Source organism: Aquimarina sp. EL_43 (assembly GCF_943422735.1).
Lineage (GTDB): Bacteria > Bacteroidota > Bacteroidia > Flavobacteriales > Flavobacteriaceae > Aquimarina > Aquimarina megaterium.
In genome coordinates this window covers 5,744,196-5,767,809 of record NZ_CALSBR010000001.1, presented here as the reverse complement: position 1 = coordinate 5,767,809, position 23,614 = coordinate 5,744,196, and the positions used below count along the sequence as shown (strand labels likewise).

Sequence of the window (23,614 nt, the reverse complement as noted above, 5' to 3'; positions counted from 1 at the left end):
AAACTAAAATTTACATCATACTTGTTTTTATTAGTGTAGTGTATAGTTCTTGATTACTATATAAACCTTTAATTATATTCATGTATTAGAATTTAAAATTATAGGTCACAGCTGGTATAATCCCAAATATAGAAGTTCTCACGGCTTCATTTACATAGGAATCCTGATTTCTTCTAAAAGTAATTGATGCTGCATTTTTACGATTATATACATTATAGATACTAAATACCCACTCTCCATGCCATTTTCTGGTTTTGTTTTTCCTTGGTGTTAAAGTAGCTGATATATCTATTCTATGATATGCTGGTAATCGTTCACTATTTCGTGGTCCATCAAACACAGGGACTACTAATCCTTGAAATTCGAACTGCCCTGTAGGGTAATTGGTTGGTTGTCCTGTTTGGAATATGAAATTAGCGCCAAATTTCCATTTTTTGTTTAATTCATAACTTCCGTTAAAGGATATATCATGAGTTTTATCATATGGAGTACTATACCATTTGCTATTGTTGATCCCTGGTTCTTGTGGTGTTCTACCAGGGGTTCTTTGTTCTGATTTTGATAAGGTGTAGGCAAGCCAACCTTTAAACTTCCCTTTATTTTTTCTTAATAAAAATTCTAAACCATAAGCACGGGCTTCTCCATTTAAAATATCTCGCTCGATAGCATTATTAGCAATTAGATCTGCACCATCGATATAATCGATACGATTTTTTATATCCTTATAAAAAACTTCTGTTTCTAGAGAGTAGTTATCATCATTAATACTTTTAAAATACCCTAGAGCATATTGATTCAGCAATTGTGGTTTTATGTATTTACCACTAGGAGTCCATACATCTAAAGGAGTAGGGGAGCTGGTATTTGATAATAAATGAAGGTATTGCGCCATTCTGTTATAACTAGCTTTTATTGAAGTATTATCGTTAAAAGCATATGCCAGAGCTACTCTGGGTTCTAAATTGGTAAATGTTTTTATTTGATCACTTCTGCTAAAATTTTCTGTACTTATTGGTTTTGCATCTTCATAAATCTGCAATTCTTCATTAAATAAAAGAGGGTTGTCATTTTCATAGATATTAAGCTCATTTTGCCCTAGTCTAACAAAATTGCTTAGCCTAAGCCCATATTGAAGGGTTAGGTTATTAGAGATTTTGTGTTCTGCATCGATATAGGCACCAAATTCATTTGCATATTTATCGATAAGTTTTTCTCTATTAATTCCAGAATCTGCACTATTGGGTTTTATTTCACCAGGATTAAATCTAAAATAGATATTGTTAATACCATAATTAAGCTGAAAATTATCACTAATATAATGTTTAAGGTCATATTTCAGATTAAAATTTCTGATTCCAGAATCCCATTCGAAGCCTACAAAATCGAGTTCTAATCCATAGAAATAATCAGAATATATAAGGGATAGATTAGAAAATAGTTTATCTGAAAACAGATGATTCCACCTTAGGTTGAGCACCGTGTTACCGTACGTATTTTTAAAAACTCCATCTATAGCAAATACATCTCGACCAAAGTAACCAGACAGGTATAAGTTATTATTGTCATTAATTTTATAATTTAGTTTTGTATTGAGGTCATAGAAATATGCAACATTGTCATTATCAAAAAGAGGCAAAAAAAGATGAGCATAAGAAGCTCTACCTCCTATCAAAAATGCACCTCGATCTTTTACAATAGGGCCTTCTGCCAGTAATCTACTTGCTACTGCCCCAAGACCACCATTAACTCTGTATTTTTTGCTATTTCCTTCTTTTTGATAAATGTCTAATACAGATGATACGCGACCGCCATATTTAGCAGGGATACCCCCTTTGTAAAGCTTGATATCTTTTATTGCATCTGGATTAAAAACAGAGAAAAAACCAAAAAGATGAGAAGAATTAAAAATAGTAGCTTCATCTAATAAAATAAGATTTTGATCGGTTGACCCTCCTCGTACATTAAATCCTGCCGCTCCTTCGCCACCACTAGTTACTCCTGGTAAAAGGATAATTGATTTGATCACATCGGCTTCTCCCAGAACAACAGGGATTTGTTTAATAGTTCCTGCAGTGAGTTTATTAATACTCATTTGGGGGTTTTTAATGCTTAGTTTTTCTGTCTTGTCTGTAATGATTACTTCATCGAGAACCTCTGAAGATTCTGTAAGTTGAACATTAAGTTTTTTATCTTCATTAAGATCAATTTCGAGTATACGATCTGTGAATCCTAAATAACTAACTTGTAGTTTATATTTTCCCTGAGGTAAGGTGATGGAGTAAAAACCATATTCATTGGTAACTATACCTTTTGCTATTTCTGGAAATATAACATTGACTCCGATAAGGGTTTCGTTACTGGATTTTTCTGAAATAACTCCGCTTAATGTAAATTTTTCCTGACTTTGAATTGAGAATGATGATAAGAATACTAATATGAGACCAGATAATATGTGTTTTTTCAAAAGAAAGTATTTTATCAATTAGTACTAATAATGTAAACCGTAAAGGAAGAAATATGTTACGAGTTCTACAATTAATTTATTGTTAATTATCGCTTTTAGTACTAATTTTTTCTTGTGTTTTGAATTATACTTGTTTTAAAGTTTAATTGGTCTTGTTGTGTTAACCTTAATTATATAGTAAAACTTCGTGATGAAATCTTACTATATAATTAGAGGCTAATTATTGATTTAATAGTTACGATTAGGATTTTCATTAATTAATGTATTCCAGATTTTTTCTATTGATCTTTCGATATTAATATTAAATTCTTCACTTGTGTTTGTCATTAAGTAATACCCTCTGTTTTTTATGGGATCAAACATGCATGCTGTAATTATACCTGGGTCACCACCAGTGTGTTCTATTGTATTATTGTTATTGATACCCCAAAAAATACCACCCATTGCTTCTTTGATTTCATTATATTTTGATTGAAGTCGAAACATTTCTTCATAGGACTCTGCTGATAATAATTTTCCTTTCCCTTTATAGCCTCTCATCATTTCTATCAAGTATTTACTAAAATCTGAAGTACTGGTTATTAGTCCACCATCTGCTTTAGTAACCAGGGAATATCTGGGAACTTCAAAATCTTTTGCATAATACAGTGTAGCGTGATTCTGCATATTTACGTCGCTAAAGCTCCATCCTGTGGCATCCATATGTAGTGGGTCAAAAATGTATTTATGAGTATAGTTTTCATAAGAGATACCAGTAGCATTTTCTACAACAAAAGCTGCTAGAGCTGCAGCAATATTGCTATAATCATATTTCTCTCCGGGAGCATTTTCTGTAAAACTACCCTGAGAATACCATGGGCCCGATGTAGACAATACATTTTCAAAAAAGACGGATTCATCAATTTTTACATTCGTTTTAATTAATTCTACAATAGGTTGATAATCTTCGGGATAAATAGATACATCTACCTGAGCAGGATTTTCAAATACATAGCTTTTATAATATACTTCTCTATCTGTAATCCCAGAAGTATGAGTTGCCAGATGTCGAACGGTAATTGGTTTTTCGGGATGAAATGGATGTATTACATCAAATGGTAAATATGTATTAATGTTGGTGTCCAAATCCAATTTACCTTGTTCTACAGCTTTCATTACCGCCAGTGCAATAAAAGTTTTGGATATAGATCCAATATTTTGAATTGTATGATTTGTGTACCTTCTATTTTTATTGATATCTGAATATCCAAAAGAATTCTTATAGAGTACTTTTCTATTATTAACTATTGCTACAGAAAGCCCTGCTAATTCTGATTCGTCATATAATTTTTGCAATTCTATATGAGTATGAAGAATATCATCATCTATTCCGCAAGAGAAAATTACAAAAAGAAGCAGTAAAGAGATTACCTTTTTCATTTGTTTTTTAGGTTTTAAAATGATAATTAAAATGTTTAAAGCATTAGAATTAAATTATTAGGCAATAGATATCATGTCGGATTTATTTAAAAATCTGATTATTAGTTATTTGTATTTTTGTAGGGGTAGGTGTTACAGGGAAACTATATAAGAAAGTATTCTTTAATTAATAGTTTTCGTCTGCATTTTGAAGTCTCATATTTTTTCTTAAATCCATTAATGATTTCCATTGAAAATTAATGGGAAACCATTCTTCATAGATTATTGAAGTTTGATTAGATGGTTCAGAACATGTACTGTTTTTAACATAAACCTTGTCGTTTTCTGAAAAGACATATACAACGTTCATGCTTTTTTTGTGGTTTGTTTTTAATTCATTCATGATTTGGTATGTTTTTTTTATAGCGATTTCTTCCAAGATTGAATACTCCCATTTTTACACCGAATCCAGCCGAGAAACCATTGATTCTGGTAATTGTATCTGGTGATAGTTCTGCTTTACTAGAGAACCTGTACTTAACTCCCATTTCTAACTGAACGTATCTCGAAATATTATACAAAATATTAACTCCTGGTTCTACAACAAATATTGCATCCCATTGATCTTCTTGGTATCGTTCAGCTTCTTCTTCATCACTCCAGTTAGTATTAATATATCCCATTGCACCACCACCTATTAATACCGGAAAAGAAAGATTAATTTTGGCTTTACTAAATAATATTGGTTCTAAATGAAGACCTGAATAAACTGCTCCCAGATCTGCAATCTCTGGAGAGAAAATTCCTGGAATGTTTTGATTAGAAAAGAGGCCTTTTGTTACAAAACCAATTTCAAATTTCTGATTAGCAACATAGGCGATCTTAAGTCCGGCAATATAGGTTTCTTTGCCTTCAATTTCTCCATAACCTGCATGTATCCCCAGGTAAACACCATGTACAATATTTTTTCGGTCATTGAATTCTATATAATTCTGTGATTCTTGGGCTATACTCGGACAAATATAGCTGGTTAATGCAAAAAGTAATATAGTTTTTACGTGTCTCATTATACTTGATTTGTTATATCATTGACAAGTTAAATTTATAATAGTTGCATGTAATTCGTTTCTATACTGTTAAATTTATCATAATCAATGATTGCTAGAGCAATTAAAAAAGAGGTGTGTACTCATTCTTTTAATACAACCACTCCCTTTCTACCTGTGATATGGAACTGTCCTTTTAAACCACTATTACCATAAGTGGCGCTAATTTCTCTGATTTTTCTTCGTTTATCAATCACATCGGTTTTTATATTTGTAAACGATTTAGGAATTCTTAGCAGTCCTTGTTCGAGAGAAGCATTAAAATCTATGGACATTCCTGAGACATTGATACTTAGTTCTGAAGATTCCTGATCGATGGTTACATTAGCATTGGTTTTTTGAATTTTGGATACCCAAACATCTGCTACTTCTGTAACCAGATTAATGTTTTCGTGTACGGCATCTATATTCATAGTGCTAAACATAAGTTTACCTTGAATACTTCCAAGTTTTTGAATGGTAACCTGATCCTTACTTGAGTGTATTTCTAGTGATTCTACATTTTCAATTTTTACAATTGTACCGCTACTATTTATTTTAAGATCATTAGATGACTCTATGTCGATTTCTCCATTTTTAAATCGGATGTTTCCATAAGTAATAGATTTGGTTTTTAGCTTTCCAAATTTCATTTCTATACTTGCGTTATTAAGATCTTTATTTACCCACATATCGCCATGCTGTACATTGGCTTTTAGCTTTCCGTTCCATTCACTTATAATGATATCTCCAAATTTATTTATAATATTAACTTCGGCATTAAAAGGCAAATAGACAGTGTAATCTATCTGAATATTACCTTTGTCAAAATCAAAGAAACTTGTTTTGTTGAAGAGTTCTTTGTTTAAGAATCTAGAAATCATACTTGTATTCTTTTCTTCAATTACAGAAGAAATACTTACAAAATCTTCGGTATTATTAATTGTAGGATTAATACGTTTTAACAATTCTTGTGCATCTTCTTTTTTCTTTTTAACAACCTGTATGTCAATATCGATTTTTATTATTTTTTTCTCCCATCCTTGAATAGTTATATTTCCGTATTTATTTTCTAAATGTAATTCTCCTGCATTGGTTAACGGAAACGTTTTTTCAATTTTCTTTGATACTTTTTCCTGCGCCCATATACCATTTGCAAAAAATAGCAGTATGGGCATCAGTAAAAGATATTTATAAGATATAGCCTTCATTTTCATTCGATTTTTTAGAATCATTGATCTGTTTCAACAGGTTTTCGATCAATTCGATTCTTTTTTTATAGTTATTAACAATGGCTTCTAAAATGTATTCATTGTTCAAGTTTTTTGCCATTTCGGTTTTAAGAGCATTGTATTCTTCATCCAATTCATCCATAAAAGACAAGAATTTCTTTTTGTCTTCAGGTTGTAATTTTGAATTGTTTTTGACAAGTTGTACCTGAAAAGATACCAGATCCTTATAATAGGTGTCAATATCTCGTAATTCTTGATGTACAATATTATTTTGGGTGTTATTATTAAATCCTGATACGACTAAGTTTACTACTGAGAAAGTTCCTATAAGGATCAAAATACTCGCAGCTATTTTTATTAGAGGAGACCTCCACAGGCGAATTGTTTTTGAAGTGTCTAAATTAGACTCAATTTCATTCCAGATTTTTGATTTATCTGCTTTATGCTCATCAAATAAATGCTTATTTTCTGCTATATATTTTTCAAAATCATCCATTGTACTATAGTGTATTTACAATTTCAATTAATTTTTTCTTTGCTCTGTGATACTGTGATTTCGAAGTCGAAATAGTAATACCTAGTATCTCAGCAATTTCTATATGATCATACCCTTCGATTAAATAAAGGCTTAAGATCTGTCTATATCCATCTGGAAGTATTTTGATCCCCTTTTTTATTTTGTTAATATCTTTAGGTTTAACAGGATCAATTATTTCTTCACTAATATGATATTCATGTTGGTCAAGAGGTGTAACTGGTATTTTTTTTAATTTTAAATGATTTAAACTTTTATTAATTACTATTCTCTTTAACCAGGAACCAAAAGTACTTTCGTATCTAAAAGATTTTAAATTTTTGAAAGCCTCTACAAAACTATCCTGTACGACATCTTCTGCATCTTCTTTTATGCTTAGCATGCGCATACTTACATTATACATAGCATCTACATAGAGCTCATATAATCGGTATTGCGAATTCCTATCACCAGACTTGCTTTTTTCTACAAGATCTTTATGCGTATAAAGAATATTGGTTTCCAATTAGTTTTACTTGATTGTAAATTTCTTTAAAAGTACTTTTCTTTTGGTTATTATCATTGACAATTTAAAAACCAAAGGGTTGCACGTAATAAGAAATTAATATAAATATTTTGATAAAGAAATAGGTGGGTATTACAAAAAAGCCTGTGAAATTAGTATTTCACAGGCTTTTTTTGATTGGTATAGTCTACTTATATTATTTTTCAATAATAGCATTAAGTGTCTCGCTTGGACGCATTGCAGTAGAAATTTTATCTGTATTTGGCCAATAATACCCTCCCATATCAACAGTATTACCCTGTGCATCATTTAACTCGTTGATAATTTTATTTTCATTATCTGCAAGTTGTTTGGCAACTATGGCAAACTCGTTTTGTAATTCTTTGTCCTGAGTTTGTTCTGCAAGTTCTTGTGCCCAGTATAGTGCCAGATAAAAATGACTTCCTCGGTTATCTAGTTCATTTACTTTACGAGAAGGAGATTTCTTATTCTCAAGAAATTTGATAGTAGCTTGATCAAGTGCTTCTGCAATAACCAAAGCTTTGGTATTGTTATTGGTTTCTCCCAGATGTTCTAGAGATACTGCAAGAGCCAGAAACTCTCCTAAAGAATCCCATCTTAAGTGACCTTCTTTATTAAATTGTTGCACATGTTTTGGAGCAGAACCTCCTGCACCGGTTTCGAATAAACCACCACCATTCATTAAAGGAACAATAGATAACATCTTTGCACTTGTACCTAATTCTAGAATAGGGAAGAGATCGGTATTATAATCACGTAAAACATTACCTGTTACCGAAATAGTGTCTTTACCATCTTTAATTCTTTCTAAAGAAAAGCGAGTTGCTTCAATAGGAGACATGATTCTAATATCTAATCCAGTAGTATCATGTTCTGGTAAATATGTGTTTACTTTTTTGATCAACTCGGCATCATGAGCTCTATTTTTATCTAACCAAAAGATTGCAGGAGTAGCTGTTGCTTTTGCTCTGTTTACAGCAAGCTTTACCCAATCTTTTATCGGGGCATCTTTGGTTTGACACATTCTCCAGATATCACCTTGTTCTACTGGGTGTTCTATTAGTATATTTCCAGAAGTATCGATAACACGAACCGTACCGTTACCTTGAATTTCGAATGTTTTATCATGAGAACCGTACTCTTCGGCTTTTTTGGCCATAAGTCCAACATTAGGAACGGTTCCCATAGTGGTGGGGTCAAAGGCTCCGTGTTTTTTACAAAAATCTATAGTTTCCTGGTATATGCCAGCATAACTACTATCTGGGATAACTGCTTTGGTATCTTGTGTGTTTCCTTGTGCATCCCACATCTGACCAGAATTACGTATCATTGCAGGCATAGAGGCATCGATAATCACATCACTTGGTACGTGTAGATTAGTAATTCCCTGATCAGAATTTACCATTGCTAGTTTTGGCCCTTTTTCGTAACATGCTTGTATATCAGCTTCTATTTCTGTTTTTTTGGTATCCGGTAATTTTTTTAATTTATTGATAAGATCTCCAAAACCATTGTTTACTTCAACACCAATTTCTTCAAGAGTAGCAGCATGTTTTTCGAATACATCCTTAAAAAAAACTTCTACAGCATGACCAAATATGATAGGATCAGAAACTTTCATCATTGTTGCTTTCATATGTAAAGAAAACAATACATTTTTTTCTTTGGCATCGGCTATCTGTTCTTTTAGAAAAGCAATAAGTGACTTTTTACTCATTACCGAAGCATCTATAACTTCTCCTTCGAGTAACGTTGTTTTTTCTTTTAGAGTTGTTGTGCTTCCATTTTGATCTACAAATTCAATTTTTACATCTCCAGCTTTATCAACAGTAACTGATTTTTCGTTTGAACAAAAGTCTCCGCTAGACATGGTGGCTACATGAGTTTTAGAATCAGCACTCCATGCCCCCATAGTGTGTGGGTTTTTTCTAGCATATTGTTTTACTGGTTTTGGCGCTCTACGATCAGAGTTTCCTTCTCTTAGAACAGGATTTACTGCACTACCTTTTATTTTATCGTATCGACTTTTAATTTCTTTTTCTGCATCGTTCTCAGGCTCTTCAGGGTAGCTTGGAAGATCAAATCCTTGAAGTTGTAATTCTGCAATAGCAGCTTTTAATTGCGGTACAGAAGCACTTATGTTTGGTAGTTTAATAATGTTTGCTTCTGGTGTCTGAGCAAGCAACCCTAATTCTGCTAATGCATCAGGTTGTTTTTGCTTATCGGTTAATTTTTCGGGAAAACTAGATAAAATTCGCGCAGCAAGAGATATATCTTTTGTTTCAATATTAATATTTGCTGCTTTAGTAAATTTTTGAACTATAGGTAAAAAAGAATAGGTAGCTAAAGCTGGTGCTTCATCTGTTTTGGTGTACACTATTTTTGAGTTATCAACTCCCATATTTTTGGTTTTTTTATTTAGGGATCCAGAGGTTTTTTTAATACCTGAAAAGTAGTAGACACCCTAATTTTATTATACTATTTATGTAAGGAAATAATTAGTCGTTTAATTTTTCTTAGACAAACAATATTGGTTGATCTTTTTAGGATTGATACTATTAGAATTTACAATATTTGTAGTCATAGATTTCCGAGCGCGAAGATACAAATCTAGTCACCTAAATGCAACCTGTGTGTTGTTAGTTTTGAATTAGAGAGAATTGAATTGTAGTTTATTGAATATTATGGTGAAAAAAATGTAAGATGTTGAAATTTTGATCTGTTTTTAGAGGTATTCTCAAAATAAAAAGCCATATCAAGAATACGAATATTTTGATATGGCTTCATCGAAAATAATCATAATGTTAGCTGTTTTACCCGCTATTAAATAAAAACTTTCGTTATTTATTACATTAGTACTTATTTTCAATTTTGAGCAGATTTAAATTTGTCAAATAAGGATTTGTATAATTTATTTCTACTCTTACGACTAATACGTGTGTTTGTGTTTCTAAATTACTTTTGTAATTTTTCAGTTTTTCACCCGGATAGTCAAATGCCATTTACAATTAAAAAGGTGTCAAAACTTAATTTTTTCTTCTGAATTTCATTTTGAAATGATCCTAAAGTAAAGCCCTTAAAGTGATTTCAAGGATGTATTCAAAAAAATAACTTTCGTTCTATATTTATTTTAATTCTAAACTGGTCTTAGTATGTTCAGAGAACGTTTGTTTAGATATATAGTCAAGAATCCTTGTGTCATCATGTACTATATATATTCTAATTATAAATATAAGGAAAATTGATTTGCGGTCTGTTAATTCTTATTATATTAATTATCAACAGTTTATGAACTTGTGTTATTAACTTTTGTTCATAAAAAAAAGACCGTAAATTAACGGTCTTTTTGATTTGTTAAAGAAATAAGAATTAATTTCTTTTTTCTTTAATACGTGCTTTTTTACCGGTAAGTCCTCTAAAGTAGAATATACGAGCTCTACGAACTTTACCTCTTTTATTCACTTCGATTTTTTGAAGTGCTGGTAAGTTTACTGGAAAAATACGTTCTACACCAATAGTTCCCGACATCTTTCTGATTGTAAATGTTTCAGTAGATCCAGAACCTCTTCTTTGGATTACAACTCCTCTAAAGAACTGCGTACGTGTTTTGTTTCCTTCCTTAATTTCGTAATAAACAGTGATGGTATCACCTGCAGAGAAGTCAGGGATTTCTTTTTTTGCAACAAATTCGTCTTGTACGAATTTTACTAAATCTTCCATTTTTGATATAGTTTCTTGATTTTATTAAAGCAACATTCACGATTTTCGCCAGAGGTTGATCTAATCAGGGTGCAAAAATAAGTATTATTTGATGATTTGCAAGTGTTTTGCAATTATTATTAGTTTGCTATTGATTTACCTTTCTCAATGTCTGACTATTAGAGAAAGCTTAATTGACTTTAAATTGTTGTGAATAGCTAATTATGATGATGACGAGGCTTTGTTTTATTCGTCTAACAGATCAGGTCTTCTGTCTTTTGTTCTTTGATATGCTTGTTCTTCTCGCCATGTTTCTATTTTAGGAAAATTACCAGAGGTTAGAACTTCTGGTACTTTCCAGCCTTTATATTCTGCGGGTCTTGTGTAAATAGGAGGGGCTAATAAGTTATCCTGAAAAGAATCGGTTAATGCAGAAGTTTCGTTACCTAGTACTCCCGGAATAAGTCTAATGATTGTATCGCATAATATTAGTGCACCTAGTTCTCCGCCAGATAGTACATAATCTCCTACAGATATTTCTTTGGTAATGAAATGATCTCTTACGCGTTGATCTACTCCTTTGTAATGACCACAAAGAATAATTAGATTTCCTTTTAATGATAATTGGTTTGCAATTCCTTGGTTTAAAGTTTCGCCATCCGGAGTCATATAGATGACTTCATCATAATCCCTTTCTGATTTTAATTTAGAAATACATTTGTCGATAGGCTCTATCATCATAACCATACCAGCACCACCACCAAATTGATAATCATCAACTTGTTTATAATTTGTATCGGTATAATCTCTAAGATTATGAAATTGTACTTCGACCAATCCTTTTTCTATTGATCGCTTCATTATAGAGGCCTCAAAAGGACTTTTTAGTATATCGGGTACTACGGTGATGATATCTATGCGCATCTTTATCTAATTCATTTGTGGGTGCAAAGATGCAAAAGAATATGATGAAAATCTAGAAATTAAAACTACTTAGCGCCAGCTTTACGTTGTTTATTGATTTCGTCCTGAAGCTTACGCATTACTTTTTGCTCTCGTTCCAGGGCTCTTCGTCTGTGATCCTCAAACTCTGCTTCAGTTTCGGCTAAAGACTTTTTGGCTTGTAACGTTATTGCATTACTGTTTTTGAATTTATATATAAAGAAGCTAAGCAAGGCGATGAGCACACCAATAATAACCCACATAATGGTTTTGTAACTGGATTTGGTTAGTGCTGCTCCAAAAAAGTTAATGCTGTTTTTTTCTTTAGTAACAGCAGTAAGGTCTCCATTTGTTTTGGCAAGTGATTCTTCGAGTCCGGTTATTGTAGATTTTTGCTCATCAATCTTAAGATTGGTAGTGTTTAATTTTGATTCTAATGTTTTAAGTGTATCTATAGTGTTGCTTTTAAGTTTGTTTAGCCAAACTAGCTTTACTACTTTGTATTCTTGAAATTTCCCGGATTTTTTTATCACCATATCAAATTGCCCTTCGATCTTTTCCTGCCTTAAAGCATCAGCAACAGTTGCATTTTCTTCTTGTGCATAGGTAGTTTCAAAAAAAGATAGAAGTAGTATTAAAACTAGTAGATACTGTGGTAATTTCATATTGTTATTCTTAATTTTTAATGGTTAGATACGATATCCCTATAATGTAGAGTAGTTAGAGAATAAAATAACTAATGACTTTGTGGTATAGGGAATATTTATATGTCGTTTCTTTTCGGTTATTAATTTCTTCTGTAACGGTAATAAATGTACGATATTGTAAGTAATTATAAAGTTTTTTTTGCAAGAATTCACATAGAGATGATTTTGAATCTAGATTGTTGATAGTTAAAATCTTACATCTTTTTAAAACAGGTTTTAGAAATGACACTTTTTCTTTTTGAAGAATGGCAATAAAAAAAGTCGTTATTTATATAAATAACGACTTTATAAATTTTAGTAAAAACGGCTACTAATAATAAGTAAAACGTCTTACTTTGGCAATATATTTTGATAGCCTAATTACTTGATGACTATATCCATACTCGTTATCATACCACACGTATAAAACAGCATTATTTCCTTTTGCATCAACAATAGTAGCATTGCTATCATAGATAGAGGGTGCAGAAGAACCAATAATATCGCTAGATACTAATTCGTTATCTAATGAATATTTTATTTGCTCTACCAGATCTCCTTCTAATGCATATTTTTTAAGTACTGTATTCATACTTTCTTTAGAAGTTTCTTTTTCTAAATTAAGATTAAGAATTGCTAATGATCCATTTGGTACAGGAACTCGTATGGCATTTGATGTTAATTTCCCTTCAAAACTTGGAAGCGCTTTAGAAACTGCTTTTCCTGCTCCTGTTTCTGTGATTACCATGTTTAGAGCAGCAGCACGACCTCTTCTGTATTTTTTATGCATATTATCTACCAGGTTTTGGTCATTAGTATATGCATGTATTGTTTCTAGGTGACCATTAACAACGCCAAAACTTTCGTCTACAGCTTGTAGTATTGGAGTAATTGCATTGGTAGTACAAGAAGCAGCAGAAAAAATATCTACTTTGTCTGGATCATGTTCTTTATGATTAACTCCGTGTACAATATTAGGAACTCCTTTTCCGGGAGCGGTAAGTAATACTTTACTAGCTCCTTTTGCTACCAGGTGTCTGCTTAGTGCTTCTTTATCTCTAAAAGCACCTGTGTTATCTATTATTAGAGCATCCTGAATTCCGTAAGAAGTGTAATCTATATCTTCTGGATTATTGGCGCTAATAATTTTTACAGTGGTACCATTTATGATTAAAGCACTATTAGCTAAGTCTGTTTCTACGGTACCAGCAAAGTCTCCATGTACAGAATCACTACGAAGTAATGAGGCTCTTTTTTCTAATACTTCTTGAGTGATAGCTCCTCTCGTTACTATAGCTCTAAGTCTTAATTGGCTTCCTTTACCTGTAATGGTCATTAATTCTCTGGCTACCAAACGACCGATTCGTCCAAATCCATAAAGGACTACGTTTTTTGGAGAAATTGGTTTGAATGTTTTTGCATCTTTTAGCTTATTTTGTACAAAGCTATTTATCGAGCTGTATTCATCACTTGCCAAATGATACTCATACGTAAGTTTACCTATGTCTAATTTTGATGGAGGTAAATTCATTAATTTGATAGCTTGCGCAATTTCTACAGAATCAAAAATTGAAATAGGTTTTTGTACAAACTCGCCAGCATATTCGTGCAGATTGATAATTTCACTTACGTTTTTATCAATTAACTGATTGCGGAAAAGTACCAACTCGATAGAATTGTCGTACCAAAGATCACTTACAGTCTTTATAAATGCTACTGTAGCGCGACGTCTGTCTGCCTGAAAGGCTAATTCTTTTTCATAAACTTCGTTAGAGCTCATAATGTGTTGTGTTTTAAAGTCTTGAAATTTCGTGCAAAAGTATATATTTCAAACGTTTTCGTGAAACCTTTTATGAAAAAAAATCCCATTACTTTATAAAAGTAATGGGAGGTGCTATTATAATTGTGTTTTGTGATGCTTATTGAAATACAAATTCTCTTTTCTGACCATTTCTGTCTACCAGGCTAATGGTGATATCTTCATCTTTATATTTACTTTCGATTATTTCTTTTACTTCAATAACATTCTTCACTTTTTTTCCGTCTATTTCGCTAATAATAAGACCTTCCAAATTATATCTTTTCATTCTCGAACTTAGTGCTTTGCTAATTACAACTCCATGATCAAGTTTAAAGTTGTTTAAATATCCTTTAGGAGGATTCATAACTTCTACACCAACATCGTTTATATTATATTTTTGAATTTCGTATTTTGATAAGGTAACCGGTAAAATAAGTTCTTTATTTTTTCTTAACACACGTACATTAATAACATCTTTAGGTCTCTTGCTGTTTACATACCCTGTTAAATCTGAAAATTTTCTTATTGGTAACCCATCTATTTCTTTTATGACATCTCCTTCTAAAAGCCCTGCTTTTTTTGCTCCACTGTCATCGGCAACAGATGCTACAACTACTCCTTGGGTGGTAGAGATACCATAAGCTTCCATAGCTTTTGGATTTATAGTTCCTCCTGTAATTCCTAATATACCTCTTTGTACGCCGCCAAATTCTATAATATCGTCGATTATTTTCTTAGCATTATTTGAAGGTACAGCAAAGGCATATCCTACATAACTTCCGGTTTGTGAAGTTATGGCTGTATTTATCCCGATTAATTCTCCTCTTACATTTACTAATGCACCACCACTATTTCCGGGATTGATAGCGGCGTCTGTTTGTATAAAAGATTGAGCTTTACCATCAGATTCATCCAAATCTCTTGATTTTGCACTAATAATACCGGCAGTAACAGTAGAAGTAAGATTAAACGGATTTCCTACAGCAAGTACCCATTCTCCGATTTTAGCCGAATTAGAATCACCAAATGGGATGTAGGATAATTTTTCTTCAGCATCGATCTTGATGAGTGCTATATCAGACTGTGGAGCAGTACCAACTACTTTGGCTTTATAAGATTTATTGTTATTTAGTGTAATTTCTAAATCAGTAGCTCCGTCAATTACATGATTATTAGTAACAATATATCCATCTTCTGTAATAATAACTCCTGATCCAGCACCTTGAATTCTTCTTTCCTGCGCTCCACCATTTCTAAAAAATTCCATTAAATTTCTTGGTGTACGCGTAATCCCATATTGTTTAACATGAACTACTGCATTCACTGTTTTTTCTGCAGCAGTGGTGAAATCAATACCAGAAACAGAAGCATTAGTATTAGTTAGGGTATAATTTACAGGGGTTAGATTTGGTTTGGCTTCACTTTCATTAACAACAATGGCTTCAGGCTCTAAAAACATTTTATATGCGCCTAAAGTAAATATACCTGCTAGGATAGCTACAACCAGTAAACTCAAAAATCTTTTCATTTTCTTCTCTTTTTTTTGTTTGATTTATGTAATACTAATCTAATAGACTTGTATTAACTCTTAAAATTACAATTATAGTATACTTTTTTTATGAAATTTAACTCACAATTAACAACGGTTTTTTGATAACATTCTTTGTACCTTTGCCCTTATAATTGAAAGAATAATGACTCTTACGTTTTATAAATACCAGGGTACCGGGAATGATTTTGTAATTATTGATAATAGAGATTCTATACTCTCCAAAAATGATACCAAATTGTTTGCCAGACTTTGTGACAGAAAATTTGGTGTTGGAGCCGATGGTTTAATGCTGTTAGAGCTTCCTCAGGATAAAGAGGATGACTTTACAATGGTTTATTTTAATGCAGATGGAAACGAAAGTTCAATGTGTGGTAATGGAGGGAGATGCCTGGTTGCTTTTGCAGCTTTTCTCGGTGTAATAAAAGATAAGGCTACCTTTACTGCAATTGATGGTAAGCATAATGCTGAAATAAAAGATGATCTGGTGTATTTGCAAATGCAAAATGTGTCTGAGATAGAGAAGTATGATACACATTTATTTTTAGACACGGGTTCTCCTCATCATGTTGCAATGGTTAAAGATTTAACGAATTATGATGTAGAAAATAAAGGAAGAGCGATACGAAAAGGAGCTCCTTATTTTGAAACTGGTAGTAATGTGAATTTTGTAGAAAAGAAAAACGAGAACGAATTTGCTGTACGTACTTATGAAAGGGGAGTAGAAAATGAAACGCTATCTTGTGGTACGGGAGTTACTGCAGTGGCTCTTTCTATGCATGCGACCAAATTAACAAATGATCAGGAAATTGATATTCATACCCAAGGAGGAAGACTAAAAGTTACTTTTCAAAAAAATGGAAATGGATATAAGAATATCTTTTTGATAGGACCTGCAGAACAGGTTTTTAAAGGGGAGATTACATGGTAACATTAAAAGGGAAAAATATTTATTTGCGGGCTCTTGAGCCCGAAGATCTTGATTTTGTTTATATTGTAGAAAATGATGAACAGATTTGGGAAATGAGCTCTACCCAGACTCCATACTCTCGATTTTTGATTAAAGAGTATTTAGAGAATTCACATAAAGATATTTATGAGGTAAAACAGTTGCGATTGGTTATTTGTTCTAATGATCATGCTACACTGGGTTTGATAGATTTGTTTGATTTCAATCCTATGCATAATAGAGCGGGAGTAGGTGTTTTGATAGCAGAAAAAGAAAATAGAGGCAAGGGTTATGGAGCAGAAGCTTTAGAACTTATTGTAAACTATGGTTTTACTCACTTGCGTTTGCATCAATTGTATGCAAATATTTCTGAAGATAATGAGACTAGTATTAAATTATTCGAAAATAGAGGGTTTAATAAAGTTGGGGTAAAGAAAGAGTGGAATCGAGTAAAAGATATTTATAAAGACGAATTTTTATATCAATTAGTATATGTACATTAAAAAAATACTATTAGTTATTGCATTATTAGGTTTAATTGCAGGAGGAATTTTTGCGTATTATGTATATCAAGCAGTTTTTTCTCCCAATACGAATTTTGAAACTGAAACAGCAACCATCTATATTCCTACGGGAGCTACCTATACAGAACTTATTGAGACGATTAGTCCTGTGGTTAACGATATTTACAGTTTTGATAGGATTGCAAGAAGGAAAGGATATATTGATAACATTAAGGCGGGGCGATATGTTTTGCACAAAGACCTTAATAATAACGATATTATAAATGTTTTACGAAGTAAAAATTCACCTATACACGTAAGCTTTAATAATCAAGAAAGGTTGGAGAACCTTGCGGGTAGAATTGCTTCGCAAATCGAACCGGATAGTATTTCTTTATTAAAAGCATTTAAAGAAGAATCTTTTTTAGAAGCAAATGATTTTTCTTTAGAAACTGCTTTAGCGATGTATATTCCTAATAAGTATGAGTTCTTTTGGAATACTTCTGCAGAACAGTTTAGACAAAGAATGTTGAAAGAGTATAAGCGATTTTGGAACGAATCCCGAGTATCAAAAGCAAAGCAAATTGGGTTAACCCAAAATCAGGTGATTACTATTGCTTCTATTGTGCAAAAAGAAACTGCAAAAGTTGATGAGCGTCCAAGAGTAGCAGGAGTTTATATGAATAGGTATAATAATAATTGGAAATTAGGTGCAGACCCGACCGTAATTTATGCAATTAAAAAACATCGCAATGACTGGGATGTAATAATAAAGCGCGTATTATATAAAGATTTAGAGCTGGATAGCCCTTATAATACTTATAAATATGCTTCGTTACCTCCAGGACCAATAGCGATGCCTGATATTTCGTCAATAGATGCGGTTCTTAACTATGAAAAGCATGAATATTACTTTTTTGTAGCTAATGTAGAAAATTTTGGATATCATAAATTTGCCAAGACCATTAGCCAGCATAATCGTAATAAAAAACAATATATTGATTGGATTAATAAGCAGGGGGTAAGACGATGATTGTCGACTTGTTTTTTTGTAGGAAAAAAACAGTGATTTCTTCTTTTTGAATAAAAAATAACACGAATTTATTAACAAAAGTGCATCCTTTTTTGTGAATTACTTACAAATAGGAGGATACATTTTTTATCGACTAAAACACTAGGTTTGACGTTTAAGTGTCATTTTTAAGGTTTTTTATGGAAGATTTAACCGTTTTTAAGCCTGTTTTTTGCTGTAAATCACTGTTTTTCAGTATTATAATTATTTTAACACTTGATTCTTTTTATTTTTCAAAAAAGTTGTATATTTGCACGGCAAAAATTTAAGTAGTGGGGGACGTCATTTATGATGGCTACTTAGAAATTTTTTATATGATAAAGAAGATAGTAGGATTATCTGTATTACTTACAATTGGGGGAATACTCTTGCTAAGTTTTAAAACAAAAGAAAGTATAGATCTTAGTTCTTATAGTACAGAAGGTTTGGATCTGTATTACATTGCACCAAATTTTAGTGAAATAGAAGACGATAATACATTTATCTCTCCAGAGCTTGGTAAATCTTATATAGGGTTTAAAGAGGCTGTTGCTTTTAAAGAGTCTCGTGGAGATTATGGTGTGGTTAATCAATTTGGTTATTTGGGAAAATATCAATTTGGTAAAGGAACACTTGATTTGATAGGTGTCAAAAATGTAAAAAGAAATAAATTTCTTAATAATCCTGCTCTTCAGGAAAAAGCATTTTATGCTAATCTGTCTAGAAATAAGTGGGTACTGCGTAGGGATATAAAGTGGTATGTTGGTAGAAGGATAAATGGGGTAGAAGTAACAGAATCAGGGATTCTGGCTGCAGCTCACTTATCTGGGCCAGGTGCGGTAAAAAAATATTTACGTAGCGGTGGAGTAGAAGGGTTTGCAGATGCTTTTGGTACTACAATTCGTTATTATATGAAACGATTTGGAGGGTACGATACTTCTTTTGTTGTTCCTAACAAAAAAGCAAAAGCAATCTAGTTCCTTTTTCTTAGGCTTAATCTCTTTGTATAATGTATATGGTTGGCCTTTTATGAAGATCTATTTCTTCTTTTTTCCATTCTTCAACCGTTTTGGTGGTGATAAATTCGGTAGTTAGTGTGATGTCACATGCAATACATAGTCTAGTATTGGTATTTAGTATGGTTTTGAGGTCAGAAAACATTTTGTCATTTCGATATGGGGTCTCAATAAATATCTGTGCTTGATTTTTTTCTAAAGAGATTTTTTCCAGGTGTTTTATGGTTGACTTTCTTTCGTTTTTATCGATGGGGAGATAGCCGTTAAAAGTGAAGTTTTGACCATTCATTCCGCTGCTCATCATAGCTAATAGTATCGATGATGGTCCTACAAGTGGTGTTACTGGTATTCCTTTTTCGTGAGCTATTTTAACAACTTCTGCTCCAGGATCTGCAATTCCGGGACATCCAGCATCAGATAATAAACCGATAGATTCCCCATTAAGGCAAGGTGTAAGATAGCTTGGTATCTCCGAGATGTCTGTGTATTTGTTAACAGTGTGTATAACAATAGAACGTTGAGACTTGCTGGGGCTTACCTTTTTTATAAATCGTCTTGCGGGTTTTTCGTTTTCTACAATATAGTGATTTACTTGCTCTAATACCTTTTTAATAGATATAGGAAGTACTTCTAAAGGGACATCATCTCCTAATCGTGTTGGGATTAGGTATAATTTTCCTTTGGGATCTAGGGGTTTAAATTCCATAGGTTGTTTTATAACTGGTTTTTTAAAGACCTTTTTATTGATAGTGTTGTTGTGATGTGTATCTGCATTTTGTGAATTATCAATAAATTAATTAATCTTTAAGGTTTAAGAACGTTTTTATGCCCTTGGTAGGGTGTATACTAAAATAGTATTATTTTTTTTATTGCTATCTATTGTAACGCTATTATTTGTGATGATAGTATATGGTGATGGAATGATATTGATGCTAACCGCGTTGTTTGGTTATTGTTGCACCTTATGAATGATTAGAATCTTTGAGTTTTGTAGCGATATTGTTGCATGCTTTGTCAAGCATTTGAAATACGTCTTCAAAACCTTGGTCACCTCCATAATATGGGTCAGGAACATCAAGATCACTATTGGGGTGTGATTCGTTTAAGATACGTTTCACTTTATTTTTTTCATGATCATTGCTGGCTAGATTAATTATGTTTTGATAATTAGAACCATCCATAGCGTATATGTAGTCGTATGTTGTAAAGTCGCTAATTTTAAATTGAGCAGCTCTTTGATCTGTGATGTCAATATCATATTGTTTTGCAATATCGATAGAGCGTTGATCGGGTTTGCTGCCGATATGATAACTGCTGGTTCCGCAAGATGCTACGCTATAAAAACGTGAGTCGAGTTTAGATTTTAAAATACCTTCTGCTAAGGGGGATCTGCATATATTGCCTAAACATACCATTAGAATTTTAACTTTCATGTAGTTTGTTTTGTTGTTTTAGATGTGGTATATGTTTTTACTAATAATGTAATTGAATTATTAGTATTGATCTGTTTATAAACAATGTAAAGTTATAATGTAAGCTTCTTTCCTAAATCTTCTACATATTTTCTAAATTGCTTGTCGGTAGATGATAGGTTATCTACTGTTTTGCAGGCGTGTAGGACAGTAGCATGATCTCTTTTTCCTATTTGTGTACCGATACTGGCTAAAGAGGCTTTGGTTAGTTTTTTGGCAAAAAACATAGCTAGTTGTCTTGCTTGTACAATATGACGCTTTCTGGTCTTTGATTGTAGCGTTTCTACATCCATTTGGAAATAATCACTTACCACCTTTTGGATGTAATCAATAGATACCTCGCGTTTTGTATTTTTAACATAGTTATCTACTATGGCTTTGGCAAGGTCTATTGTGATATCTTTTTTGTTAAAAGAAGAATGAGCTATTAATGATATAATTGCGCCTTCTAACTCTCGGATATTGGTTTTAATATTATTTGCTAGAAACTCAACTATTTCTTCAGGCATTTCTACGCCATCACGATATAGTTTGTTTTTGATGATCGAAATTCTGGTTTCGAAATCAGGTTGATGTAATTCTGCAGATAATCCCCATTTAAAACGAGAAAGTAATCGTTGTTCTATATCCTGCATATCTACAGGAGCTTTATCACTTGTTAGAATTACTTGCTTTCCGTTTTGGTGTAAATGGTTGAAAATATGAAAGAATACATCTTGAGTTCCTGCTTTACCAGATAATAGTTGAATGTCATCGACAATCAAAACATCGATAATCTGATAAAAATGAATAAAATCGTTTCTGTTATTCTTTTTTACAGATTCTATATATTGCTGTGTAAATTTTTCGGCAGAAATATATAAAACCGTTTTTTCTGGGTAATTGTCTTTTATGTTAACACCGATTGCATGAGCCAGGTGTGTTTTTCCTAAGCCAACTCCTCCAAAAATAAGTAAAGGGTTAAAAGAGGTGCCTCCAGGTTTGTTGGCTACGGCCATACCTGCGGAACGAGCTAATCGGTTAGAGTCTCCTTCTAAGAAATTTTCAAAATTATAACTTGGGTTTAATTGAGATTCTATTTTTACATTTCGTATTCCAGGAATAACGAATGGGTTTTTTAACTCGGGATTTTTACTTTTAATAGGAACGTCAACTTCTTGTGAGTTAACAGGAGTTCGGTTAGAACTTGGAATTTTTTCAGTAAATGGCTTTTTGTTGCCATATGTGTTTTCCATTTTAATAACATAAACTAACTTAGCGCCTTCTCCTAATTCTCGAGTTAAAGATACTTTAAGTAGATTTACGTAATGTTCTTCTAGCCACTCATAAAAAAATTTACTAGGAACCTGAATACTGAGAGCGCTATCCGTAAGCTTTACAGCTTTGATTGGTTCAAACCATGTTTTAAAAGCTTGAGGTGTAATATTGTCTTCTATGAAAGACAAACAACTATCCCAAACTGATTGCGCGGTTACATTCATTCTTGTGGTCAGGTTTACTTTTTTGTTATATTAAGGTACTAAAAAGAAATTGCTGAAAAACTCCTTACTGTTTTTGCATGACAAATATGTGAACAAAAAATGTAAAAAAAAAACGATTTAGGGGTTGAATATTAATTATTTTTTTTGCATAATTTGACAACACTACTTTTTAATTTAACTAAATAACCCCTTATTTTTAAAATATGCTAATCACTTCAGAAACTTTACTAAAGGTGCGATACTCTGAAACCGATCAGATGGGTGTAGTATATCATGGTAACTACGCGCAGTATTTAGAATTGGCACGAATTGATTGGTTATCCCGATTAGGGGTTTCATATAAATCAATGGAAGAAAATGGCGTTATGCTTCCTGTGTTTACATTAGACTTTAAATTTAAGAAATCTGCCTTTTTCGACGATGAATTAATTGTTAAAACTTCGTTGACGAAAATTCCTACAGCAAAAATCGTTTTCGATTTTGAGATTTTTAATAAAAATAATGAATTACTAACAACAGCATCTACAACTTTAGTCTTTGTTGATAGTAAAACAAGAAAGCCTATTCCATGTCCCTCTTACTTGCTTGAAAAAATAAAAAACTATTAACCCTGTGTTTTTCTAATTTCTATACCATACAACGGGGAAAAAACATCTTTTATTTTATCTGCAAACTTTTTTCTTACCGAAATGTGAATTTTACAATTCAATTCGTGATCTTGTTTAGTGATTTTTAGATTATGCTCTTTAATAATTCTCATCACTTTATTCATGTCTTTATATTCAAAAATAAGTACAAAATCAATATTAATTGTTTTTTCGACTATATCTGAAGTTTCAAGTGCTAATTGAGCAGCAGTTCTATAGGCATTAATTAATCCGCCAACTCCTAATTTGACGCCTCCAAAATAACGCACTACAACAATTAGTATATAAGTAACATCAAAAGATAGAATCTGACCATAGATGGGTTGGCCTGCAGAGTTAGAAGGTTCGCCATCATCATTAATACGGTATGTGGCAGGTTCTGTCCCTATTTTCCATGCATAACACCAATGTCGTGCGGCATGATGTTTCTTTTTAAGATCGGCAATAATATGTTTGGCCTCCTCTTCTGTAGTAATAGGGAATGTGTATCCAAAAAACTTGCTATTTCTATCTTTAAAAAGAGCTTCCTCTCCAGGGATATTGATTGTTTTATATGTGTCTTTTGTTTCCAATGAATA

22 protein-coding genes are annotated in these 23,614 nt (G+C 32.3%); 5 read left to right on the top strand and 17 right to left on the bottom strand.

Annotation, left to right across the window (positions count from 1 at the left end; genetic code table 11):
• Positions 1-85: 85 nt before the first annotated feature.
• The 13 genes from NNL09_RS24605 to NNL09_RS24545 all read right to left on the bottom strand — a co-directional run bounded on the left by NNL09_RS24605 (position 86) and on the right by NNL09_RS24545 (position 15,896).
• Complete coding sequence (locus tag NNL09_RS24605; protein ID WP_196911403.1) at positions 86-2,464, bottom strand: TonB-dependent receptor; 2,379 nt, start codon at positions 2,462-2,464, stop codon at positions 86-88.
• A 228-nt stretch (positions 2,465-2,692) separates the two neighbouring features.
• Complete coding sequence (locus NNL09_RS24600) at positions 2,693-3,883, bottom strand: serine hydrolase (RefSeq protein WP_196911404.1); 1,191 nt, start codon at positions 3,881-3,883, stop codon at positions 2,693-2,695.
• 166 nt (positions 3,884-4,049) lie between these two features.
• The gene (locus NNL09_RS24595) at positions 4,050-4,232 is read right to left on the bottom strand and encodes a hypothetical protein (RefSeq protein WP_152538263.1); all 183 of its coding nucleotides are present in this window, start codon (positions 4,230-4,232) and stop codon (positions 4,050-4,052) included.
• Positions 4,233-4,257: 25 nt separating this feature from the next.
• On the bottom strand, positions 4,258-4,929 hold the full coding sequence (locus NNL09_RS24590; RefSeq protein ID WP_196911405.1) for a hypothetical protein: 672 nt from the start codon (positions 4,927-4,929) through the stop codon (positions 4,258-4,260).
• A gap of 122 nt (positions 4,930-5,051) precedes the next feature.
• Positions 5,052-6,158: a hypothetical protein gene (locus tag NNL09_RS24585; protein WP_196911406.1), complete on the bottom strand. Its 1,107-nt coding sequence runs from the start codon at positions 6,156-6,158 to the stop codon at positions 5,052-5,054.
• Positions 6,139-6,675, bottom strand: a complete 537-nt coding sequence (locus NNL09_RS24580) for a hypothetical protein (RefSeq protein ID WP_025663961.1) — start codon at positions 6,673-6,675, stop codon at positions 6,139-6,141. Before NNL09_RS24580 ends, NNL09_RS24585 begins: the two co-directional genes overlap by 20 nt.
• A gap of 4 nt (positions 6,676-6,679) precedes the next feature.
• Positions 6,680-7,219: an RNA polymerase sigma factor gene (locus NNL09_RS24575; protein WP_025663962.1), complete on the bottom strand. Its 540-nt coding sequence runs from the start codon at positions 7,217-7,219 to the stop codon at positions 6,680-6,682.
• Positions 7,220-7,415: 196 nt separating this feature from the next.
• Positions 7,416-9,641: an NADP-dependent isocitrate dehydrogenase gene (locus tag NNL09_RS24570; RefSeq protein WP_196911407.1), complete on the bottom strand. Its 2,226-nt coding sequence runs from the start codon at positions 9,639-9,641 to the stop codon at positions 7,416-7,418.
• Between the two features lie 968 nt (positions 9,642-10,609).
• Entirely contained in the window at positions 10,610-10,960 is a 351-nt protein-coding gene (gene rplS, locus NNL09_RS24565) for a 50S ribosomal protein L19 (protein WP_025663964.1), read from the bottom strand.
• A gap of 225 nt (positions 10,961-11,185) precedes the next feature.
• Complete coding sequence (gene trmD / locus NNL09_RS24560) at positions 11,186-11,863, bottom strand: tRNA (guanosine(37)-N1)-methyltransferase TrmD (RefSeq protein ID WP_025663965.1); 678 nt, start codon at positions 11,861-11,863, stop codon at positions 11,186-11,188.
• A 65-nt stretch (positions 11,864-11,928) separates the two neighbouring features.
• Complete coding sequence (locus NNL09_RS24555) at positions 11,929-12,546, bottom strand: hypothetical protein (protein ID WP_025663966.1); 618 nt, start codon at positions 12,544-12,546, stop codon at positions 11,929-11,931.
• 352 nt (positions 12,547-12,898) lie between these two features.
• Positions 12,899-14,347, bottom strand: coding sequence for a glyceraldehyde-3-phosphate dehydrogenase (locus NNL09_RS24550; RefSeq protein ID WP_025663967.1), 1,449 nt, complete (start codon positions 14,345-14,347; stop codon positions 12,899-12,901).
• Between the two features lie 139 nt (positions 14,348-14,486).
• A complete protein-coding gene (locus NNL09_RS24545) occupies positions 14,487-15,896 on the bottom strand; it encodes a trypsin-like peptidase domain-containing protein (RefSeq protein ID WP_025663968.1) in 1,410 nt (469 codons plus the stop codon).
• A 166-nt stretch (positions 15,897-16,062) separates the two neighbouring features.
• Here NNL09_RS24545 and dapF point away from each other — a divergent pair, with 166 nt between their 5' ends.
• The 4 genes from dapF to NNL09_RS24525 all read left to right on the top strand — a co-directional run bounded on the left by dapF (position 16,063) and on the right by NNL09_RS24525 (position 19,397).
• Positions 16,063-16,848, top strand: a complete 786-nt coding sequence (gene dapF, locus NNL09_RS24540; protein ID WP_196911408.1) for a diaminopimelate epimerase — start codon at positions 16,063-16,065, stop codon at positions 16,846-16,848.
• Complete coding sequence (locus NNL09_RS24535; protein ID WP_025663970.1) at positions 16,842-17,369, top strand: GNAT family N-acetyltransferase; 528 nt, start codon at positions 16,842-16,844, stop codon at positions 17,367-17,369. The genes dapF and NNL09_RS24535 overlap by 7 nt, the downstream gene beginning before the upstream one ends.
• Complete coding sequence (gene mltG / locus NNL09_RS24530) at positions 17,359-18,402, top strand: endolytic transglycosylase MltG (RefSeq protein ID WP_196911409.1); 1,044 nt, start codon at positions 17,359-17,361, stop codon at positions 18,400-18,402. The genes NNL09_RS24535 and mltG overlap by 11 nt, the downstream gene beginning before the upstream one ends.
• Before the next feature lie 353 nt (positions 18,403-18,755).
• The gene (locus tag NNL09_RS24525) at positions 18,756-19,397 is read left to right on the top strand and encodes a hypothetical protein (protein ID WP_025663972.1); all 642 of its coding nucleotides are present in this window, start codon (positions 18,756-18,758) and stop codon (positions 19,395-19,397) included.
• A gap of 16 nt (positions 19,398-19,413) precedes the next feature.
• On the opposite strand, the gene NNL09_RS24520 is transcribed toward NNL09_RS24525, so the two are convergent.
• The 3 genes from NNL09_RS24520 to dnaA form a co-directional block, all read right to left on the bottom strand.
• Complete coding sequence (locus tag NNL09_RS24520; protein WP_196911410.1) at positions 19,414-20,142, bottom strand: SAM-dependent methyltransferase; 729 nt, start codon at positions 20,140-20,142, stop codon at positions 19,414-19,416.
• A 256-nt stretch (positions 20,143-20,398) separates the two neighbouring features.
• The gene (locus tag NNL09_RS24515; protein ID WP_196911411.1) at positions 20,399-20,869 is read right to left on the bottom strand and encodes a low molecular weight protein-tyrosine-phosphatase; all 471 of its coding nucleotides are present in this window, start codon (positions 20,867-20,869) and stop codon (positions 20,399-20,401) included.
• A gap of 92 nt (positions 20,870-20,961) precedes the next feature.
• Positions 20,962-22,389, bottom strand: coding sequence for a chromosomal replication initiator protein DnaA (gene dnaA / locus NNL09_RS24510; RefSeq protein ID WP_025663975.1), 1,428 nt, complete (start codon positions 22,387-22,389; stop codon positions 20,962-20,964).
• 203 nt (positions 22,390-22,592) lie between these two features.
• Here dnaA and NNL09_RS24505 point away from each other — a divergent pair, with 203 nt between their 5' ends.
• Complete coding sequence (locus NNL09_RS24505) at positions 22,593-22,997, top strand: thioesterase family protein (RefSeq protein ID WP_025663976.1); 405 nt, start codon at positions 22,593-22,595, stop codon at positions 22,995-22,997.
• On the opposite strand, the gene NNL09_RS24500 is transcribed toward NNL09_RS24505, so the two are convergent.
• A complete protein-coding gene (locus NNL09_RS24500) occupies positions 22,994-23,608 on the bottom strand; it encodes a YigZ family protein (protein ID WP_025663977.1) in 615 nt (204 codons plus the stop codon). The genes NNL09_RS24505 and NNL09_RS24500 overlap by 4 nt on opposite strands.
• Positions 23,609-23,614 lie beyond the last annotated feature (6 nt).